We start from the raw sequence: 18,067 nt of genomic DNA on the forward strand, positions 1-18,067 counted from the left end.
GGCGCCTCGCAATGACGGCGGTTGTTGATCGATTGACCTCGCCACACTCGGTGTCATTCCGGGCTCGCGCTTTGCGCGCCCCGGAATGACACCCAGCTACGACTTCGGCAATTTCGCCTTCAGCGCATACAGCGCGTCGATCGCCTCGCGCGGCGTCATCTCGTCCGGATGCAGCGCCTTCACCGCGGCGATCAGCTCTTCCGCTTCCTTCGACATGGTGGGCTCGACCGCCGCGCGCGAGGGCACCGCGAACAGCGGCAGATCATCGACCAGCGCGCGGGCGTTCTGGCCGCGGTCGGCGGCCTCCAGTTTCGCCAGCACCGATTTGGCGCGGCTGATCACGGCCGGCGGCAGGCCGGCGAGCTTCGCCACCTGGATGCCGTAGGAGCGGTCGGCGGAGCCGGGCAGCACCTCGTGCAGGAACACGACGTCGCCCTGCCATTCCTTGACCCGCACCGTGGCGTTGAACAGCCGCGGCAGCTTGGCGGCGAGCGCCGTCAGCTCGTGATAATGCGTGGCGAACAGCGTGCGGCAGCGGTTGCTCTCGTGCAGGTGCTCGATCGCCGCCCAGGCGATGGAGAGGCCGTCGAAGGTCGCGGTGCCGCGCCCGATCTCGTCGAGGATCACCAGCGCGCGCTCGCCGGCCTGGTTGAGGATCGCCGCGGTCTCGACCATCTCGACCATGAAGGTCGAGCGTCCGCGCGCCAGATCATCGGCGGCGCCGACGCGCGAGAACAGCCGGTCGACGATGCCGATGCGGGCACGGCTCGCCGGCACGAATGAGCCGATCTGGGCGAGCAGGGCAATCAGCGCGTTCTGGCGCAGGAAAGTGGACTTACCCGCCATGTTGGGGCCGGTGAGCAGCCAGAGCTGACCGCTCTTGTGCCCCGGCGTCGGCGACAGGTCGCAGGAATTGGCGATGAACGGCTGCCCCTCACGCTTCAGCGCCTGCTCCACCACCGGATGACGGCCGCCCTCGATGGCGAAGCCCAGCGAGCCGTCGACCTCCGGGCGCACATAATTGTCGTCGACCGCGAGCTTCGCCAGCGCAGTGGCGACATCGAGCATCGCGAAGCCGTGCGCGGCGGCGCGCAGATCGTCGCCGATCGCGAGCGCCTGTGCGCACAGCCGGTCGAAGATCTCGAGCTCGAGATTGAGCGCGCGCTCGCCGGCATTCGCAATCTTGGCCTCGATCTCGCCGAGCTCTGATGTCGTGAAGCGCACCTGGCCCGCCAGCGTCTGGCGGTGGATGAAGGTCGCGTTCAACGGCGCCGACATCAGCTTGTCGCCGTGCTGCGCGGTGACCTCGACGAAATAGCCGAGCACGTTGTTGTGCCGGATCTTCAGCGCCTTCACGCCGGTCTGGTCGGCATAGCGCGCCTGCATCGAGGCGACGACGAGCCGCGAGGCGTCGCGCAGATTGCGTGTCTCGTCGAGCGTCGCATCATAGCCGGATCGGACGAAGCCGCCGTCGCGCTTGATCAGCGGCAGCTGCTCGTCGAGCGCACGGGCGAACTCCTCGGCGAGCGTGCGCGCCGGCCGCGCCAGCGCGGACATGACCGACGCCACCTCCTGCGGCGGCTGGTCGAGCGCCGACAGCCGCGCCAGCGCCTGGTCGGCCGCAACGATACCGTCGCGCAGAGCGGCGAGATCGCGCGGACCGCCGCGGCCGACGGACAGCCGCGCCATAGCACGGGTCATGTCGGGCGCGCCGCGCAGGATCGAGCGGATGTCCTCGCGCGCGGCGCTGTCGGCGACGAAGACGTTGACGGCATCGAGCCGCCGGCCGATCTGCACCGGCTCCGTCAGCGGCGCGGCGAGCCGCTGCGCCAGCAGGCGCGAGCCGGCCGAGGTCACCGTGCAGTCGATCGCGTCGAGCAGCGAGCCGCGGCGCTCGCCGGCGAGCGTGCGCGTCAGTTCGAGGTTGGCGCGCGTCGCCGGATCGATCGCCATCGTGCTGCCGGTCGCCTCGCGCGCCGGCGGCGCCAGCGGCGGGCGCTGCCCCACTTGCGTACGTTCGACATAGGTGACGCAGGCGGCCGCCGCGGTCGCTTCCAAACGCGACAGCACCGCGAGGCCGTCCATGGTGGCGACGGCGAAATAGTCGCACAGCCGCCGTTCGGCGGTGGCCCCGTCGAACACGTCGCGCGTGAGCGGCGTCACCGCGGCGAGCTCGCGCAGCACCGGCTCGAACGCTTCGTCCGAGTACAGCGCGTCGGAGACGATGACTTCGTTGGGATTGATCCGTGCCAAGGTCGCCGTCAGCTCGGCGAACGCGCATTCGGTGACGATGAAGTCCGACGTCGAGATATCGATCCAGGCAAGCCCGAGCCGGTCGCCGCCGGAGGAGCCGCGGCTGCGCGCGATCGACAGCAGATAGTTGTTGGCGCGCGCATCGAGCAGATTGTCTTCCGTCAGCGTGCCCGGCGTGACCACGCGCACCACGCCGCGCTTGACCACGCTCTTGTTGCCGCGCGCCCGCGCCGCCGCCGGATCCTCCATCTGCTCGCAGACGGCGACGCGGATGCCCTGTGCGATCAAGCGATGCAGATAGTCCTCGGAGCGCTCCACCGGCACGCCGCACATCGGGATGTCCTGGCCCAGGTGCTTGCCGCGCTTGGTCAGCACGATGCCGAGCGCTTTCGAGGCGGCTTCCGCATCCTCGAAGAACAGCTCGTAGAAGTCGCCCATCCGGTAGAACAGCATCAGCCCCGGATGCGCTGCCTTGATGTCGAGATACTGCTCCATCATCGGCGTGAGCTTGGCCGGCGCCTCGGCGGGCGCGGCCGCAGGCACTGATTCTTGCGGAACCGGGGCGGAGATGGGCTGCTGGATCGTCATGGCGCGGAAACTAGCCAATTTGCCCGGACGGTCCTACCGCTTTGCAGGCGATGTCCCGGTTTTCCACGATGAGCGGTGCCTGCTGTTGCACCTCCCCCGCTTGCGGGGGAGGTCGTATTGCATCGGAGATGCGATACGGGTGGGGGAAGTCTCTCCTCACGGGGATTCTCGCTTGGGGCGGCCCCCACCCCAACCCTCCCCCGCAAGCGGGGGAGGGGGCGCACCGCTCGCGTTGAGAGAGCGTCGCATACGACAGCGCCGCGCATGCCACCCCGCGCTCCCGTCATTTGACCTGCCCCGATCGCACTCCTAAAACCGCCGTCAATTCTGACCAGAAACACGAAAGTTCGGGAGAAAGCGATGCGAGACGTGTTCATTTGTGATGCGGTGCGGACTCCGATCGGCCGGTTCGGCGGCGCGCTGGCCAAGGTGCGCACCGACGATCTCGCGGCCACCCCGCTCAAGGCGCTCAAGGCGAAGCATCCCAATCTCGACTGGGCTGCCGTCGACGAGGTGTTCTTCGGCTGCGCCAACCAGGCCGGCGAGGACAACCGCAACGTCGCGCGCATGGCGCTGCTGCTCGCGGGCCTGCCGGATTCAATTCCGGGCCAGACCTTGAACCGTCTCTGCGCCTCCGGTCTCGACGCGGTCGGCGCGGCGGGACGTGCGATCCGCGCCGGCGAGGTCGCTCTCGCGATCGCGGGCGGCGTCGAATCCATGACGCGCGCGCCGTTCGTGCAGGGCAAGGCGACGGAGGCGTTCTCGCGCTCGGCCGAGATCTTCGACACCACGATCGGCTGGCGCTTCATCAATCCGCTGATGAAGCAGCAGTATGGCGTCGATTCGATGCCGGAGACCGGCGAGAACGTCGCCGAGGAATTCCAGGTCTCGCGCGCCGACCAGGACGCGTTCGCGATCCGCTCCCAGCAGCGCGCCGGAAAGGCCATCGCCTCGGGCTATTTCGCCGCCGAGATCACGCCGGTCATGGTGCCCGGCGGCAAGGCCGGCCCTGTGACGGTGGACAAGGACGAGCATCCGCGCCCCGAGACCACGCTCGAAGGTCTGGCCAAACTGAAGCCGATCGTGCGCAATCCGGGCACGGTCACCGCCGGCAACGCCTCGGGCGTCAATGACGGCGCCGCCGCCATGATCCTCGCTTCCGAAGCCGCCGTGAAGAAGCACGGCCTCACGCCGCGCGCGCGCGTTCTCGGCCTCGCCTCGGCCGGCGTGCCGCCCCGCATCATGGGCATCGGCCCGGTGCCGGCGGTGCGCAAGCTGATGGAGCGGCTCGGCCTCAAGATCACCGATTTCGACCTGATCGAGCTGAACGAGGCGTTCGCGTCCCAGGGCATCGCCTGCCTGCGCCAGCTCGGCGTCGCCGAGGACGCCGATTTCGTCAACCCGCATGGCGGCGCCATCGCGCTCGGTCATCCGCTCGGCATGAGCGGCGCGCGCATCGCGATGACCGCGGTGCACGGCCTCGAGGTCCGCGGCGGCAAGCGTGCGCTCGCCACGATGTGCGTCGGCGTCGGCCAGGGCGTCGCGCTGGCGATCGAGACGATCAACTGACGACGCGCTGAGCGCTTCGTCATTCCGGGCAGCCCGCAGGGCTGAACCCGGAATCTGGAGATGAGTCCTGCAATATCGAGATTCCGGGTTCGACGCTGGCGCGTCGCCCCCGGAATGACGGAGTCCTGACGATGACCATCTCCCGCGAACAGGACGTCACGCCGGCGGTGCTGGCGGTGATGGAGCGCACCGAGAACCCGCGGCTGCGCGAGATCATGGTGTCGCTGATCAAGCACCTGCACGGCTTCGTCCGCGATGTCAGGCTTACCGAGGTCGAATTTCGCGAAGCCGCCGCCATCATCGCCGAACTCGGTCAGCGCACCAACGACAGCCACAACGAAGTCGTGCTGATGGCCGGCTCGCTCGGCGTCTCGCCGCTGGTCTGCCTGCTCAACAATGGCGATGGCGGCAACACCGAGACCGCGCAGTCGCTGCTCGGCCCGTTCTGGCGGTTGAACTCGCCGCGCACTGATAACGGCGGCTCGATCGTGCGCTCGGCGACATCAGGCCCGGCGCTGTTCGTGCACGGTCGCGTGGTCGATCCGAACGGCGCGCCGGTCGCCGGCGCCGAGGTCGACGTCTGGCACGCCTCGCCGGTCGGCTACTACGAGAACCAGGATCCCCATCAGGCCGACATGAACCTACGCGGCAAGCTCGTGACCGATGCCGATGGCCGCTTCTGGTTTCGCTCGGTGATGATGGTCGGCTATCCCATCCCGACCGACGGTGTCGTCGGCCGCCTGCTGAAGGCGCAGGGCCGCCATCCCTATCGCCCGGCGCATCTGCATGCGCTGATCGTCAAGCCGGGATTCAAGGTCCTGATCTCGCAGGTCTACGACCCCAACGACCCGCACATCGACAGCGACGTGCAGTTCGGCGTCACGAAGGCGCTGCTCGGCAATTTCGTCCGCCACGACGAGCCGCATCCGACGGACGCCGACGTCACCACGCCCTGGTATTCGCTCGATCACGTCTACCGGATGGAGATCGGCGACACCGTGCTGCCGCGCGCGCCGATCAAGTAGCGATTCGGAATATCCATGCTAGTGTGGGCTAAGCTGCAACCCTGAAGGGACGGCGCCCACATGTCCTCCACCGACTTGCCGTCCGTCGCCGAGCCCGCCGCGTTGACGGCGACGATGCGCGAGGCGGGTGTGCTCCAGTCCGGCGCGGTCTCCGACGTCGCCGTGATCAGCGACCGGCCGATGCTGGTGTCGCGCATCATCCGTCTTGGTTTGTCCTATAACGGCGCGGCCCCGGACGCGCCGAAGGCGCTGATCCTGAAAATCCCGATGCCGGCCTTCGCCAAGACGCTGTGGCGGGGCGGGCGCCACGAGGTCAATTTTTATCGCGGACTGGCGCGGCTCATGCCGACGGGCCTGGTGCCCGGCTCTTACGGCGGCGCGTGGGACGAAGCCGCGCTCACCTGGCACTTGCTGCTCGAGGATCTCACCGACACGCACCAGACGGCGACGCCATGGCCGCTGCCGCCCGCGCTGCCCCAGGCCGAGGGGATCGTGCGGGCGCTGGCGCGGCTGCATGCGGCGTGGTGGGACGATCCGCGGCTCGGCGTGTCCATCGGCAGCTTCGCGACCGCGGACGAGCGCGCCGAGCGCAGCAGGACCTTTGCCGGCCACTATCAGCGCTTCGCCGATCAGTTGGGAGACCGCCTGAGCGCGGACCGGCGCGCGGTCTACGAACGCCTGATGGCGGCGACGCCGCGGCTCTCGGAACGCTATCTGTCGCGGCGAAACCTCAGCATTGCGCATGGCGACGCGCATGTCTGGAATTTTCTGGTGCCGAAGGCCGCCGACAGCGACGACGTGCGCGCCTTTGATTTCGACCAGTGGCGGATCGGCGTGCCCGCGAACGATCTCGCCTACATGATCGCGCTGCAAATCTATCCCGACCGTCGGGCGCGGATCGAGCGGCCGTTGCTCGACAGCTATCATCAGACATTGGTCGCAGGCGGTGTGACCGGCTACGACAGGGCGGCGCTGGATCAGGACTATCGTCTCGCCGTGCTCTGGCACATCGCCCAGCCGGTCTGGCAATGGGCGATCCAGCTCCCGCCGGTGATCTGGTGGAATAATCTCGAGCGCATCTTCCTTGCGTTCGACGATCTCGGCTGCCGCGAATTGCTGGACTGACGGCGCTTCCCTCGCGACAGGGCCGCACGCGCGCGGCGAGGTCTTTGTCGCTACACGTCACTGCGGTGCATTTGCCGGCGTCGCTAGCAGCCCCCTTAACGATCACCAGAGATTGTTCGCCGGCCTTAAACCGCCGGCCAGCATCGGCGCGACATATCGGCATGGGCATGGCGTTCGACATGGTCACGGACGGGAGCGGCGTTCTCGGGACGGGAGCTGGCTTGCTAAAGCACGGATATTGTGCTTTAACGTTCCCGATGGCCGGAAGCACTTACGATCAGGCTGTTCGCTACCGTCTGCTCCTCTCCCCCGAGGCGCGGGACGCGATCGAGGCGACCTTCGCCGACTATGCCCGGATGATGGACATGCTCGACGAGATCGCTGCTGGCAAAGGCATCGGCGCCAATCTCGTCACGCTGCACGGCCATGCCTACGACCCGATCCGCAAGGCCACGCGGCTGCCGTCGCGCCTCGTCACGCTCGGCTTGCGCGACCGTGCCGCCTATCGCGCCGCCTCGAACCCGCGGCTGCCGCTCGACGACCGTCTGGTGAATGTCAGGAATGCCGGCATGTTGTCGCTCGGCACCGCGCGCGGTCGCTTCGCGATCCCGTTCGAGGTGACCGGCTACGTCGCGGGCTGGCCGCACGCGACGCCGGCGCAGCTCGTGCGCACGGACCAAGATGACTTCGAAGTCCATTTCGGCGTTACCGCAACGTCACACGCTCGTCTCAGCCCAACAGTCAGCCCACGAAAGGACCACGTCATGCTCGCCGAACACGCGCCGGCTCCCGACACGCTCCTGTCACGCGCCGGGCGCCTCATCGCCGGGATCGCCTATGGAGCGATCGAAAAGGCCGAGGACAAGAACCGGGTCGCGCTGGTCAGCCAGGCGATCCGCGAGATCGAGCAGGCCGAGCGCGAATCGCGCGAGAGCCTGTCGCATGCGCGCGCGGAGGAATATCGGCTCAATGCACGCCGCGCCGAGATCGAGCGCGAGACGACCGTGCTGGCCGAGCAGATCCGCGTCGCCATCGTCGAGCACCGCGACGATCTCGCCCGCGCCGGCATCGCCCGGCAGATGGATCTCGAAGCCCAGTTCGAGGTGCTGTCGAAGGCGATCGACGAGAATGCCGAGCGCATCGATGCGGTGCTGACGACCCTGCGTGCGATTCTGTCGAGCCTGCAGGACGCGCAGGCGCGTCTCGCCGAACTCGAACGCAGCGAGGCGCTCGCCGACCAGCCGAAGGCCACATCGCGCAAGGGGCCGGATGCCGGCCTCGCCAAGGCCGCGCGCGCCTCCCGCGTCATCGCCCGCGCCACCGGCGTGCCGGAAGGCATCCCGCCGTCGCCCGACATCGACGAATTGTCGAAGCTGAAGCGTGACAAGGACATCGCCGAGCGGCTGGCGCGGCTGAAATCGCAGAATTGAACGGGCGGGGGCGCGTCGTCCCATGACCATCGTCGACCATTTCATGCAACCCGAGGTGCGGCCGTTCGCGATTGCCGCCGTGATGATCGTTCTGGTCGGCGGCGTCGAGATCGGCTCGATGCTGATCGGCCTGTCGATCAGCGAGCTGCTCGGCCAGACCGTCGATCTCGGTCACGACGGCCACAGCACCAGCGTCGGCCACGTGCTGTCCTGGATCAATGTCGGCGGCGTGCCGCTGATGATCTGCATCCTGCTCGCGCTCGGCATCTTCTCGATCACGGGCTTTCTGATCCAGGATGCCGCGCGGCTGGTGGCGGTGGCGCTGCCGCCAACGGCCGCGGGCGTGCTCGCCGCCGTCGTCACGGTGCCGCTGCTGCGGCGCTCGACGCGCTACGCGGCGCGGCTGGTGCCGCAGGATGAGAGCTATGCGGTCGGGCTGTCCGATCTCGTCGGCCGCACCGGCGAGGTGGCGGTCGGCCCGCTCGATGGCGGGCTGCCCGGCCGCGTCCGCGTCAAGGACGTCCACGGCAACTGGCACATGGTGACGGCCTCGGCCGCGCCGGGCTCGCCGTCCTTGCCGGTGGGCGCGTCGGTTCTCCTCGTCGACCGCAAGGATGGCCGCTTCATCGCGATCGCCGCAGCCGACGAGCTCACGAACTCCAAGACACCTTAGTTCCAAGACACTTTCCTCAACCCGAAAGTAAATCCCATGTTTGATCTGGTTCTGCCTGCGTCGATCGGCGTTGTGCTGCTGGTCGTTCTCGGCACTGTCTTTGCCGTTCTCTACCATCGGTCCACCCGCGACGAGGCGTTCGTGCGTACCGGCCTGGGCGGCAAGAAGGTGGTGCTCGACGGCGGCGCCGTGGTGCTGCCGATCTTCCACTCCATCGCGCGCGTCAACCTCAAGACCTTGCGGCTCCGCGTCGAGCGCTCGAAGAAGGATTCGCTGATCACCAAGGACCGCATGCGCGTCGACATCGACGCCGAGTTCTACGTGCGCGTGAAGCCCGACGTGGATTCGATCGCACTGGCGGCGCAGACGCTCGGCGCCGTCACCAACAATGCCGAATTGCTGCGCGACCAGGTCGAGGCCAAGTTCGTCGACGGCCTGCGCTCGGTCGCGGCGACGATGGAGCTGTTGGACCTGCAGGAGAAGCGCTCGGATTTCGTCAAGCACGTCCAGGCCGCAGTCGAGGCCGACGTGCAGTCCAACGGCCTGGAGCTGGAATCGGTCTCGCTGACCAAGCTCGACCAGACCGACATCTCGTTCTTTAACGCCGAGAACTTCTTCGACGCCGAAGGCCTGACGCTGTTGAAGACGGTCACCGAGACGCGGCGCCGCGACCGCAACGCGATCGTACGCGACAATGAGGTCGCGATCGCGCAGAAGGACCTCGAGGCGCGCCAGCTCACGCTCCAGATCGAGCGCACCAAGAAGGAGGCCGAGCTCAGCCAGGAGCGCGACATCGCCAACAAGACCGCGAGCACCCGCGCCGAGGTCGCAAGCGCGACGCAGACGGCGTGGCAGACCGAGGAGAATGCGCGCATCGAGGCGCAGCAGAAGATCGCGCAGCGCGAGGCGGAAGCCTTGAAGGTGCGAGAGACCGCGGCGATCGAAAGCAATCTCGCGATCAACCGCCGCAAGACCGACGCCGACCGCGAGATCCAGATCGCGACGCAGGACAACGACATCCAGATCGCGACCAAGAGCAAGGAAACCTCGGAAGCGCGCGCGGTCGCCAAGGCGGCCGAGGCGCTTGCGGTCTCCGCGGAGGAAAAGGTGACGACGGCGCGCGCCATCGAAATCGCCGACCGCGAACGTCAGACCGCGGTCATGGCGGCGCGGAAAGAGGCCGAGCAGCGCTCGACCGGCATTACCGTTGCCGCCGAGGCAGAAAAGCGCGCCGCGGTCGATCGCGGCGAGGCGGCCAAGACCCTGGCCGAGGCGGAGGCCGAGGCCAACAAGATCAAGGCCGTCGGCGTGCGCCAGATCGGCGAGGCGGAAGCCGCGGTCATCCTGATGAAGAACGAAGCCCAGAACAAGCTCGGCAGCAACGTGATCGATTTCGAGCTCGCCAAGCAGCGCATCGCGACCATGCCGGCCGCGCTCGGCGAGATGGTCAAGCCGATCGCCAATCTGAAGGACGTGCGCATCCTGCACACCGGCGGCGCGTTCGGCGGCAACGGCGGTGCCGGCGGCAATGTCGGCTTCGGCGAAGGCCTCGCCGGCGAACTGCTGCGCGTGCACGCGCTGAAGCCCTTGATCGACGAGATCCTGGTGCAGTCCGGCTTCAAGCCCGGCGACGATCCGGTGCAGGCGCTGGCCGGCGTGATCCTGCCGACGGCCGAGGCCAGGCCCGCTGCCGCACCGGCGAAGATCGAGCCGCTGCAGAAGCCGTAGGCCAAAATGTGAAAAGGGAGGCCCCGGGGCTGGGGGCGGCGCTGGAGGAGCCACCGCCCCCGCCCGGCACATCACGAGTGGGGCGCTCATGAGGTGCAGTCCCTGCGCGCAACTCATACGCAGAGAACCGAGTGGGGTGAGCAGAAGATAGCCGGAAACGCGCCGGATTGAAGTTACAAATCCATCACGTCGCGGTCACCTTTTTGCTATCCCGCCCCCACCCTGTCTCGACAGCGCGCGCATTTTCCGTCGCGGGGGAAGCGGTCACTCCATGACGGCGTGGTCGGCCGGGGCGGACTGCGCGCGCAACGCGGTGCGCGTCGAGCCGATCATGACCGCGAGCGGGATCGAGACCAGGATGAACGTCATGACCAGCTGGTAGTCGTGCGAGAATGCCAGGATCTGCGCCTGCACGGTCACCATCGCGTCGGCCATCGCGCGCCCGGCATCGGTGGACAGGTTCAGGAGGCCGGCAACATTGGGCATCTGCAGCGCGTGATTGAACGGGTTGATGTGCTCGACCAGGATCGCGTGGTTGCGCCGTGTTCCCTCGGTGAGCTGCGCGATCGCGATCGAGATGCCGATCGAGCTTGCGACATTTCGCACCAGGGTCAGCATCGAGGTTCCATCAGTCCGCAACTCGCCCGGCAAGGTCAGGAATGCCACGGTCGAAAGCGGCACGAACACGAGGCCGAAGCCGAACCCCTGCATGATGCTGATGGTGATGATCTCGGGCACGCCAGTCTGGTCGGTCCACGCCGTCATCTGGAACAGCGACACTGCGGTCAGCGCCAGGCCGACGATGATCAGCGTGCGCGCCTCGATATAGCGCAAGAGACGCCCGACCAGCATCATCGCGACGAAGGTGCCGCAGCCGCGGGTCGCGAGCAGCACGCCGGCGGTGATGATGGGATAGCCGATGACGTTCTGCAGGAACGGCGACGACAGCGCCATGGTCGAGAAAAGCACGAGGCCCATCACCGTCATGAACACGCAGCCGCCGACGAAATTGCGGTCCTTGAACAGCGCGAACTGGATGAACGGCCGCTGCGTCGTCAGCGAATGCGCCAGGAAATAATAGAAGCCGACGGCGGCGATGATGAACTCGATGATGATCTCGTTGCTCTCCAGCCAGCCCTGGTCCTCGCCGCGGTCGAGCGCGATCTGCAGCGAGCCGATGCCGATGGCGAGCGCCGCGAAACCGAACCAGTCGAAGGTCAGCTCCGCGTTCGGCTTGGTCTCCTCCATGAACGCCATCAGGCCGAGCACGGTCACGGCGCCGAACGGCAGGTTGACGAAGAACACCCAATGCCAGGAATAGGTCTCGGTCAGCCAGGCGCCGAGCGACGGCCCCATGATCGGGCCGAGCATCACGCCCATGCCCCAGATCGCCATCGCCTTGGCGCGCTCATGCAGCGCGTAGGAGTCGAGCATGACCGCCTGCGACAGCGGCACCAGCGAGGCGCCGAACACGCCCTGCAGGAGGCGGAACAGCACCATCTGGGTGATGTCCTGGGCGAGCCCGCACATCACGGAGGCGATGGTGAAGCCGGCCGAGCAGACGATGAAGGTGCGCTTGCGGCCGAAGCGGTTGGCGATCCATCCCACCGGCGCGGTCATGATCGCGGCCGCGACGATGTAGGACGTCAGCACCCAGTTGATCTGGTCCTGCGAGGCCGACAGCGTGCCCTGCATGTAGGGCAGCGCGACGTTGGCGATGGTGGTGTCGAGCGCCTGCATGATCGTCGCCGTCATGGCGCAGATCGTCACCATGTTCCGGCGGAGGCCCGGAACTGCTGATGAGGCCGCAGGCGCGGTCATGACGCTACTCGTCCTTGTCCGCCGCGTGCGCCGATCCGAACAGCCCGGCCAGCGTGCGCTCGTGGCCGGTATCGATCGACACGTTGACGCTCATGCCGGCCTTGAGCTTCGCGACGAACCTGTCGGCCTTGTCGAAATAGATCCGGACCGGCACGCGCTGCACGACCTTGACGAAATTGCCGCTTGCATTTTGCGGCGGCAGGATCGCGAACTGCGCGCCGGTGCCCGGCGACAGCGAGCCGACCGTGCCCTTGAAGCGGTGGTTGGGGAAGGCATCGACGTCGAGCTCGACCGGCTGGCCGACCGCGACATAGGTGAAGTCGCTCTCCTTCGGGTTGGCGTCGACCCAGGGATTGCTGATGTCGATCACCGAGAACACCGGCGTGCCCGCGGCCACGAAGCGGCCGAGCTGGATCTGGTCGACCTGGGTCGCGATGCCCGGCATCGGCGCGCGCAAGGTGGTGTGGTCGAGGTCGCGCTGCGCGTCGTCCAGCTTGGCCTTTGCCTGGACGTAAGGCGGGAACTGCTCCAGCGGCAGATCGGGATTGCCGAGCAGCTGCGTTTTCGCGTTCGACAGCTGCTGCTTGATGTACTGCGCCTGTGCGCCGGCGGTCACCAGCGCATTCGCGGCATTGTCGAGGTCGAGCTGCGAGCCGAAATTGCTCTTGGCGAGCGTCTGCTTGCGCTCGACGTCCTTCTGCTTCAGGTCGATGCCCTGCTGCGCGAGATCGAGCATCTGGCCGTAGATCTTGATGTTGGCGGTGAGGTTGTCGTAGCTGATGCGCGCCTGCTCCAGCGCCGCCTTGGCCTGGTCGACCGCCAGGCGATAGGGCACGGGGTCGATCTCGAACAGCTCGTCGCCCTTCTGCACCTGCTGGCCTTCCTTGACGACGACCTTGACGATCTTGCCGGAGATGTCGGGGGTGATGAGCACCTTCTGGGCGCCGACATAGGCGTCGTCGGTCGTCACGTAGCGGCCGCCATTGAGATACAGCACGAGGCCGCCGATGGCGGCGACAAGGGGCAGCACGACCAGCAGCAGCGTGCGACGGTAGCGGCGCAGCAATCCGGGGCGCGCCGGCTTCGCGTCGGCGGCCGCGGGCGGCGCCGCATCCGGGCTGGCCTTCTGGTCGGGGGCGAGTTTCAGGGCGGGCTCAGCCATAGCGCTGCTCCTTTCGCTGCTCGTCGCACAGCGACTGCAGGGCGTTTCTCACGTTTTCCTTGATGGCTTCGAGATGGGTCATCAGCCGCTCGGCATCACCGGCGCTGATGCCCTGGAGGGCGGTGTCGGTCAGATCGCTGCGCAGCACCGCGAGCTTCGCGAGCAGCGGGCGCGCGGCCTTCTTCAGATAGAGCCGGTTGACGCGGCGGTCGCTGTCGTCGCCGCGCCGCTCGATCAGCCCGGCCTCGGCGAGCTTGTCGATCAGCCGTGTCAGCGTGATCGGCTGCATCTCCATCTGCTCGGCGAGCTCGGACTGCTTCATCCCCTCGTTGCGCTCGACCTTCGCCAGCACGGCCCATTGCGCCCGGGTCATGCCGAAGCGCGCCGCCTCCTTGTCGGCATAGGCGCGCACCAGGCGCTGCAGCTCGCCGAGCGTAAACAGGAAGTTCACGTCTACCGACGTGCGGGTCATGGCTGATCTCGATTCCAAGAGGGGGAACTAAGCTTTGGCTGTAATGAGCCTCGGATATGATAAGCAAGCTTATGAATATTTGATGGCCCTGCCGAGCGCACCCGCCCCGCCGCAGATGCATGGCTCGGCCGCGGCCTTTGGCGAGACCGGCCCGAGATGCTAGATTGTCAGCAATGACCCTCGCAAAGCCCACCTTCCCGGCGCCGGACCACGACCATGGCCGCTGCGCGGCCGATGCCCTGGACCATGCCGAGCGCATCTGCGCCCAGCGCGGCCAGAAGTTCACGCAGCAGCGCCGCCAGGTGTTGGAGGCGCTGCTGTCGAGCCACCGGCCGCTCGGCGCCTACGAGATCATCGAGGAACTTGCCAAGGTCGCCGCGCGGCCGGCGCCGATCACAGTCTATCGCGCGCTCGAGTTCCTGATGGCGAACGGCCTGGTGCACCGCATCGAGAGCCGCAATGCCTTCCTCGCCTGCGCCCATGACCACGAGCAGACCGCGCTGGTGGCGTTCCTGATCTGCGAGAGCTGCGGCGCCGTCGGCGAGGTTCCGGCAGCGCCGATCGCCGAAAGCCTGAAGCTGGCCGCCGCGGCATCGGGCTTCACGCCGAAACTGTCGGTCGTCGAGATCACCGGGCTGTGCGCCCATTGCCAGAAGGCGGCGTGAGAACGCTCACTGCGGCGCAAGCTGTACACGTGTGAATGACCGTCGTATTCGAGTTTCTGCGCGAGACCGGTGCGCGCGCAGGGAGAGGCCAGCACCGCCGCTCTACCTCCGCATCATCTCCGACCGACCAAGACAAAGCTGACCACACCTTGATGGCGGTCCAGAAAACGAAACGCGCCAGGGAGCCAACGTCCTCGTGTCCGCAACGCCAACCTCATCCGCCGCGACCCGGCCGCTCGGCCTGGGCGCGATCGCCGTCATCCTCGTGCTGTGCCTGTCCTGGGCGTTCAACCAGATCGCCGTGAAGCTCGCGCTGCCTGAAATTCCGCCGCTGCTGCAGGCCACCTTCCGTTCGCTCGGTGCGCTGCCGGTGCTGCTGGTGTTCGCGCGGGTGCGCGGCGTGAAGATGTTCGAGCGCGACGGCACGCTGGGGCTCGGCCTGGTGGCAGGCCTGCTGTTCGGCTTGGAATTCGTGCTGATCTATCAGGGCCTGCTGCTGACCTCGGCGTCGCGCGCCATCGTGTTCCTGTATACCGCGCCGTTCTTCGTCGCGCTCGGCTCGTTCCGCTTCCTCGGCGAACGGATGGGCCCGGCGCAATGGGGCGGGCTGGCGCTCAGCTTCACCGGTGTGGCGCTCGCGATCGGCATTCCCCAGGCCGATGTCGACGGCCGCGTGCTGCTCGGCGATCTCCTGGTGGTCGGCGGCGGCCTGCTCTGGGGCGTGACCACGGTGTTCGTCAAAGGCACCCGGCTGCGCTTCATCGCGCCCGAGCGGGCATTGGGGTACCAGGTGGCGGTCTCCGTCCCGATCATGGCCGTGGCGGCCCTCATTGCCGGGGAGCGGTTGACCCAGGTTCCCAGCCCGTTCGTGATCGGCCTGATGGCCTACCAGTCGATCTGGGTGGTCGGGACCACGTTCACGGTCTGGTTCGCCCTGATCAAGGCCTACTCGGCCAGCAAATTGTCGGCATTTACTTTCATCACCCCTTTATTCGGGGTGGTGGCGAGCTATTTCATCCTGCATGACGCCCTGACGCTGGCCTTTGGCCTGGCTGCCGTGCTTGTGATCGTTGGGCTTTTTCTCGTAAACCGCCCGAACCGCGTGGTCCTGGCCGCGACTGATCCATTGCTGAATGTCACCAAAACCTGATATCCGAGCGCCCATGAACAAGCCCGAGATCCTGACCGAGAACACTTCAGCGTCCGATGTCGCCGGACCCGCTCCCCGGCATCGGACCACCCGCGTCATGGTCGGCAACGTCGCCGTCGGCGGCGGCGCCCCGATCGTGGTGCAGTCGATGACCAACACCGACACCGCCGACGTCGACCAGACGGTGGCCCAGGTTGCAGCGCTGGCGCGCGCCGGGTCCGAGATGGTCCGCATCACGGTCGACCGCGAGGAGGCCGCCGCGGCCGTCCCGCAGATCCGCGAGCAGCTCGACAAGCGCGGCATCACCACGCCCTTGATCGGCGACTTCCACTATATCGGCCACAAGCTGCTGACCGACTATCCGGCCTGCGCCGAGGCGCTGGCGAAATACCGCATCAATCCCGGCAATGTCGGCTTCAAGGACAAGCGGGACACGCAATTCTCGACCATCATCGAGCTCGCCAACAAATACGGCAAGCCGGTCCGCATCGGCGCCAATTGGGGCTCGCTCGATCAGGAGCTGCTCAGCAAGCTGATGGACGAGAACGCGGCTTCCGCGAACCCGCGCGATGCGCGCGCGGTGATGCGCGAAGCCATGGTGCAGTCGGCATTGCTGTCGGCCGCCCGGGCCCAGGAGCTCGGCATGCCGAAGGACCGCATCATCCTGTCGGCCAAGGTCTCGGCCGTGCAGGACCTGATCGCGGTCTATCAGGACCTCGCCGCACGCTCCGACTACGCCATCCATCTCGGCCTCACCGAGGCCGGCATGGGCTCGAAGGGCATCGTCGCCTCCTCGGCGGCGCTCGGCATCCTGCTGCAGCAGGGCATCGGCGACACCATCCGCATCTCGCTGACCCCCGAGCCCGGCGGCGACCGCACCCTCGAAGTTCAGGTCGCGCAGGAGCTGTTGCAGACCATGGGCTTCCGCACCTTCGTGCCGCTGGTTGCGGCGTGCCCCGGCTGCGGCCGCACCACCTCGACCACGTTCCAGGAGCTGGCGCGCTCGATCCAGGACTTCATCCGCGAGGAGATGCCGGCCTGGAAGACGCAATATCCCGGCGTCGAGGCGCTCAACGTCGCCGTCATGGGCTGCATCGTCAACGGCCCCGGCGAATCCAAGCATGCCAATATCGGCATCTCCCTGCCGGGCACCGGCGAGGCCCCGGCCGCGCCGGTCTTCGTCGACGGCAAGAAGTTCCGCACCCTGCGCGGGCCGACCATCGCCGCCGACTTCAAGGCGCTCGTCATCGACTACATCGACCAGCGCTACGGCAGCGGCGCGAAAGCGCCGGAGAACGTGACCGCGGCGGAGTAGGGCGGCACGCTGGTCCCGGCTCAGCCAGCGGCGCCTCCTGTCCGCTGGGTTGATCGCGCGGTTGCTTGCGGCGAGAAGGCCTGACCATTCGTTACTCCGTCATGCCCGGGCTTGTCCCGGGCATCCACGTCGTTCCGAGGATGCCGAGCGGCGTGGATGGCCGGGACGAGCCCGGCCATGACGATGTGGCAGCAGACGGGCGCACAACTCCGATCGTCATATGCGATCGCTCTGTCGCAGGCGGGGAGCTTGAGAGTCCTCAGCTAGATTCCATGTCCAATCGGCCTGCCGTGAGAGCGACTGCCGACCTGCAACCGACGGCTGCTTGTGCCGCGCGCCGCGGTCTGAAATTTTCGCGCGCGGATCGGCTGCAGCCGACGTAATCGGACGCGCCGGCGCCGCCCCACTGCCGCCCGCATGATCAGCACCTTGAGGCCTGCTGAAGAGGACGCCTCGATGAATCTCGATATCCGCGAAATGGAACTTGCCGAGACCTCGCTGGTCATCGACTACTTCTATTCGTCGAGCATCGAGCAACTCGACCTGATGGGCATCGACCCGACGCGGATGCCGACCAGGCCGGTGTGGGCCGGACTCTTCCAGACACTGTACGAGACGCCGTTGGCCGAGCGCGCGGCGCTGCTGGTGATCTGGCGGCTCGACGGCCGCGCCATCGGCTTTTCCAGCTGCGACCGCATCGTCTACGGCAACCGCGCCCACATGCACCTGCACGTCACCGAACCGGAGCTGCGCGGCCGCGGCCTCGGCACCGCATGCGTCCGCCGCAGCATCGATTTCTATTTCGAGAGATTGCGGCTCAAGCAGCTGTTCTGCGAGCCGCACGCCTACAATACCGCCCCCAACCGCGCGCTGCAGAAGGCCGGCTTCCGCTACTTGAAGACCTACAAGACCGTGCCTGGTCCGATGAACTACCACCAGGCGGTGACGCGCTGGATGATCGAACGGTGACGTGAGGCTCCCCTCCACGTCATTGCGAGCGCAGCGAAGCAATCCAGGGCCGCGCAAGGATTTCTGGATTGCTTCGCTGCGCTCGCAATGACGGCGTTTGCCGCAACATCGCGTCCTACAAC

At 67.2% G+C, this 18,067-nt stretch carries 14 protein-coding genes; 10 read left to right on the forward strand and 4 right to left on the reverse strand.

The features are described 5' to 3' along the window. Positions 1 to 96: 96 nt before the first annotated feature. The gene (gene mutS, locus ACQR13_RS03805; RefSeq protein ID WP_434844680.1) at positions 97 to 2,841 is read right to left on the reverse strand and encodes a DNA mismatch repair protein MutS; all 2,745 of its coding nucleotides are present in this window, start codon (positions 2,839 to 2,841) and stop codon (positions 97 to 99) included. Positions 2,842 to 3,201: 360 nt separating this feature from the next. Here mutS and pcaF point away from each other — a divergent pair, with 360 nt between their 5' ends. From pcaF to ACQR13_RS03835, 6 genes are all read left to right on the forward strand, one after another. Next, positions 3,202 to 4,410, forward strand: a complete 1,209-nt coding sequence (gene pcaF / locus ACQR13_RS03810; protein WP_434862584.1) for a 3-oxoadipyl-CoA thiolase — start codon at positions 3,202 to 3,204, stop codon at positions 4,408 to 4,410. A 131-nt stretch (positions 4,411 to 4,541) separates the two neighbouring features. After that, positions 4,542 to 5,435: a dioxygenase gene (locus tag ACQR13_RS03815; RefSeq protein ID WP_434862585.1), complete on the forward strand. Its 894-nt coding sequence runs from the start codon at positions 4,542 to 4,544 to the stop codon at positions 5,433 to 5,435. A 60-nt stretch (positions 5,436 to 5,495) separates the two neighbouring features. Beyond that, the gene (locus tag ACQR13_RS03820) at positions 5,496 to 6,560 is read left to right on the forward strand and encodes a phosphotransferase (RefSeq protein ID WP_434862586.1); all 1,065 of its coding nucleotides are present in this window, start codon (positions 5,496 to 5,498) and stop codon (positions 6,558 to 6,560) included. A 257-nt stretch (positions 6,561 to 6,817) separates the two neighbouring features. Continuing rightward, positions 6,818 to 7,990 carry a PspA/IM30 family protein gene (locus tag ACQR13_RS03825; protein ID WP_316226071.1) on the forward strand — a complete coding sequence of 391 codons (1,173 nt, stop codon included), beginning with the start codon at positions 6,818 to 6,820 and terminating at the stop codon, positions 7,988 to 7,990. 22 nt (positions 7,991 to 8,012) lie between these two features. Next, complete coding sequence (locus tag ACQR13_RS03830; protein WP_316195399.1) at positions 8,013 to 8,663, forward strand: OB-fold-containig protein; 651 nt, start codon at positions 8,013 to 8,015, stop codon at positions 8,661 to 8,663. Between the two features lie 36 nt (positions 8,664 to 8,699). After that, on the forward strand, positions 8,700 to 10,391 hold the full coding sequence (locus tag ACQR13_RS03835) for a flotillin family protein (RefSeq protein WP_316171006.1): 1,692 nt from the start codon (positions 8,700 to 8,702) through the stop codon (positions 10,389 to 10,391). A 264-nt stretch (positions 10,392 to 10,655) separates the two neighbouring features. Here the strand turns inward: ACQR13_RS03835 and ACQR13_RS03840 are convergent, their stop codons facing one another. From ACQR13_RS03840 to ACQR13_RS03850, 3 genes are read right to left on the reverse strand one after another with little or no spacing between them, the layout of a single operon-like run. Continuing rightward, the gene (locus ACQR13_RS03840; RefSeq protein ID WP_315751914.1) at positions 10,656 to 12,212 is read right to left on the reverse strand and encodes an MDR family MFS transporter; all 1,557 of its coding nucleotides are present in this window, start codon (positions 12,210 to 12,212) and stop codon (positions 10,656 to 10,658) included. A 4-nt stretch (positions 12,213 to 12,216) separates the two neighbouring features. Next, the gene (locus ACQR13_RS03845) at positions 12,217 to 13,374 is read right to left on the reverse strand and encodes an HlyD family secretion protein (protein ID WP_315715163.1); all 1,158 of its coding nucleotides are present in this window, start codon (positions 13,372 to 13,374) and stop codon (positions 12,217 to 12,219) included. Continuing rightward, positions 13,367 to 13,846, reverse strand: coding sequence for a MarR family winged helix-turn-helix transcriptional regulator (locus ACQR13_RS03850; protein ID WP_434842289.1), 480 nt, complete (start codon positions 13,844 to 13,846; stop codon positions 13,367 to 13,369). The genes ACQR13_RS03845 and ACQR13_RS03850 overlap by 8 nt, the downstream gene beginning before the upstream one ends. 173 nt (positions 13,847 to 14,019) lie before the next feature. Here ACQR13_RS03850 and ACQR13_RS03855 point away from each other — a divergent pair, with 173 nt between their 5' ends. From ACQR13_RS03855 to ACQR13_RS03870, 4 genes are all read left to right on the forward strand, one after another. Beyond that, positions 14,020 to 14,511 carry a Fur family transcriptional regulator gene (locus ACQR13_RS03855; RefSeq protein ID WP_315715165.1) on the forward strand — a complete coding sequence of 164 codons (492 nt, stop codon included), beginning with the start codon at positions 14,020 to 14,022 and terminating at the stop codon, positions 14,509 to 14,511. Between the two features lie 196 nt (positions 14,512 to 14,707). Further along, the gene (locus tag ACQR13_RS03860; RefSeq protein ID WP_315751917.1) at positions 14,708 to 15,661 is read left to right on the forward strand and encodes a DMT family transporter; all 954 of its coding nucleotides are present in this window, start codon (positions 14,708 to 14,710) and stop codon (positions 15,659 to 15,661) included. Positions 15,662 to 15,674: 13 nt separating this feature from the next. Next, the gene (ispG, locus tag ACQR13_RS03865) at positions 15,675 to 16,976 is read left to right on the forward strand and encodes a flavodoxin-dependent (E)-4-hydroxy-3-methylbut-2-enyl-diphosphate synthase (RefSeq protein WP_315715167.1); all 1,302 of its coding nucleotides are present in this window, start codon (positions 15,675 to 15,677) and stop codon (positions 16,974 to 16,976) included. Positions 16,977 to 17,432: 456 nt separating this feature from the next. Then, positions 17,433 to 17,945 (forward strand): GNAT family N-acetyltransferase, encoded by a 513-nt coding sequence (locus tag ACQR13_RS03870; protein WP_315751918.1) that lies wholly within the window; start codon positions 17,433 to 17,435, stop codon positions 17,943 to 17,945. Positions 17,946 to 18,067: the final 122 nt, after the last annotated feature.

The sequence above is a fragment of the Bradyrhizobium sp. HKCCYLRH3059 genome, assembly GCF_051168035.1.
GTDB lineage: Bacteria > Pseudomonadota > Alphaproteobacteria > Rhizobiales > Xanthobacteraceae > Bradyrhizobium.

Bases quoted from the DNA above. Each gene is read 5' to 3' on its own strand.
- ACQR13_RS03845 (WP_315715163.1), bottom strand. From the start codon at position 13,374: ATGGCTGAGCCCGCCCTGAAACTCGCCCCCGACCAGAAGGCCAGCCCG.
- ACQR13_RS03870 (WP_315751918.1), top strand. From the start codon at position 17,433: ATGAATCTCGATATCCGCGAAATGGAACTTGCCGAGACCTCGCTGGTC.
- ACQR13_RS03850 (WP_434842289.1), bottom strand. From the start codon at position 13,846: ATGACCCGCACGTCGGTAGACGTGAACTTCCTGTTTACGCTCGGCGAG.
- ispG (WP_315715167.1), top strand. From the start codon at position 15,675: ATGAACAAGCCCGAGATCCTGACCGAGAACACTTCAGCGTCCGATGTC.
- ACQR13_RS03820 (WP_434862586.1), top strand. From the start codon at position 5,496: ATGTCCTCCACCGACTTGCCGTCCGTCGCCGAGCCCGCCGCGTTGACG.
- ACQR13_RS03830 (WP_316195399.1), top strand. From the start codon at position 8,013: ATGACCATCGTCGACCATTTCATGCAACCCGAGGTGCGGCCGTTCGCG.
- ACQR13_RS03825 (WP_316226071.1), top strand. From the start codon at position 6,818: ATGGCCGGAAGCACTTACGATCAGGCTGTTCGCTACCGTCTGCTCCTC.
- ACQR13_RS03840 (WP_315751914.1), bottom strand. From the start codon at position 12,212: ATGACCGCGCCTGCGGCCTCATCAGCAGTTCCGGGCCTCCGCCGGAAC.
- ACQR13_RS03815 (WP_434862585.1), top strand. From the start codon at position 4,542: ATGACCATCTCCCGCGAACAGGACGTCACGCCGGCGGTGCTGGCGGTG.
- pcaF (WP_434862584.1), top strand. From the start codon at position 3,202: ATGCGAGACGTGTTCATTTGTGATGCGGTGCGGACTCCGATCGGCCGG.
- ACQR13_RS03835 (WP_316171006.1), top strand. From the start codon at position 8,700: ATGTTTGATCTGGTTCTGCCTGCGTCGATCGGCGTTGTGCTGCTGGTC.
- mutS (WP_434844680.1), bottom strand. From the start codon at position 2,841: ATGACGATCCAGCAGCCCATCTCCGCCCCGGTTCCGCAAGAATCAGTG.
- ACQR13_RS03855 (WP_315715165.1), top strand. From the start codon at position 14,020: ATGACCCTCGCAAAGCCCACCTTCCCGGCGCCGGACCACGACCATGGC.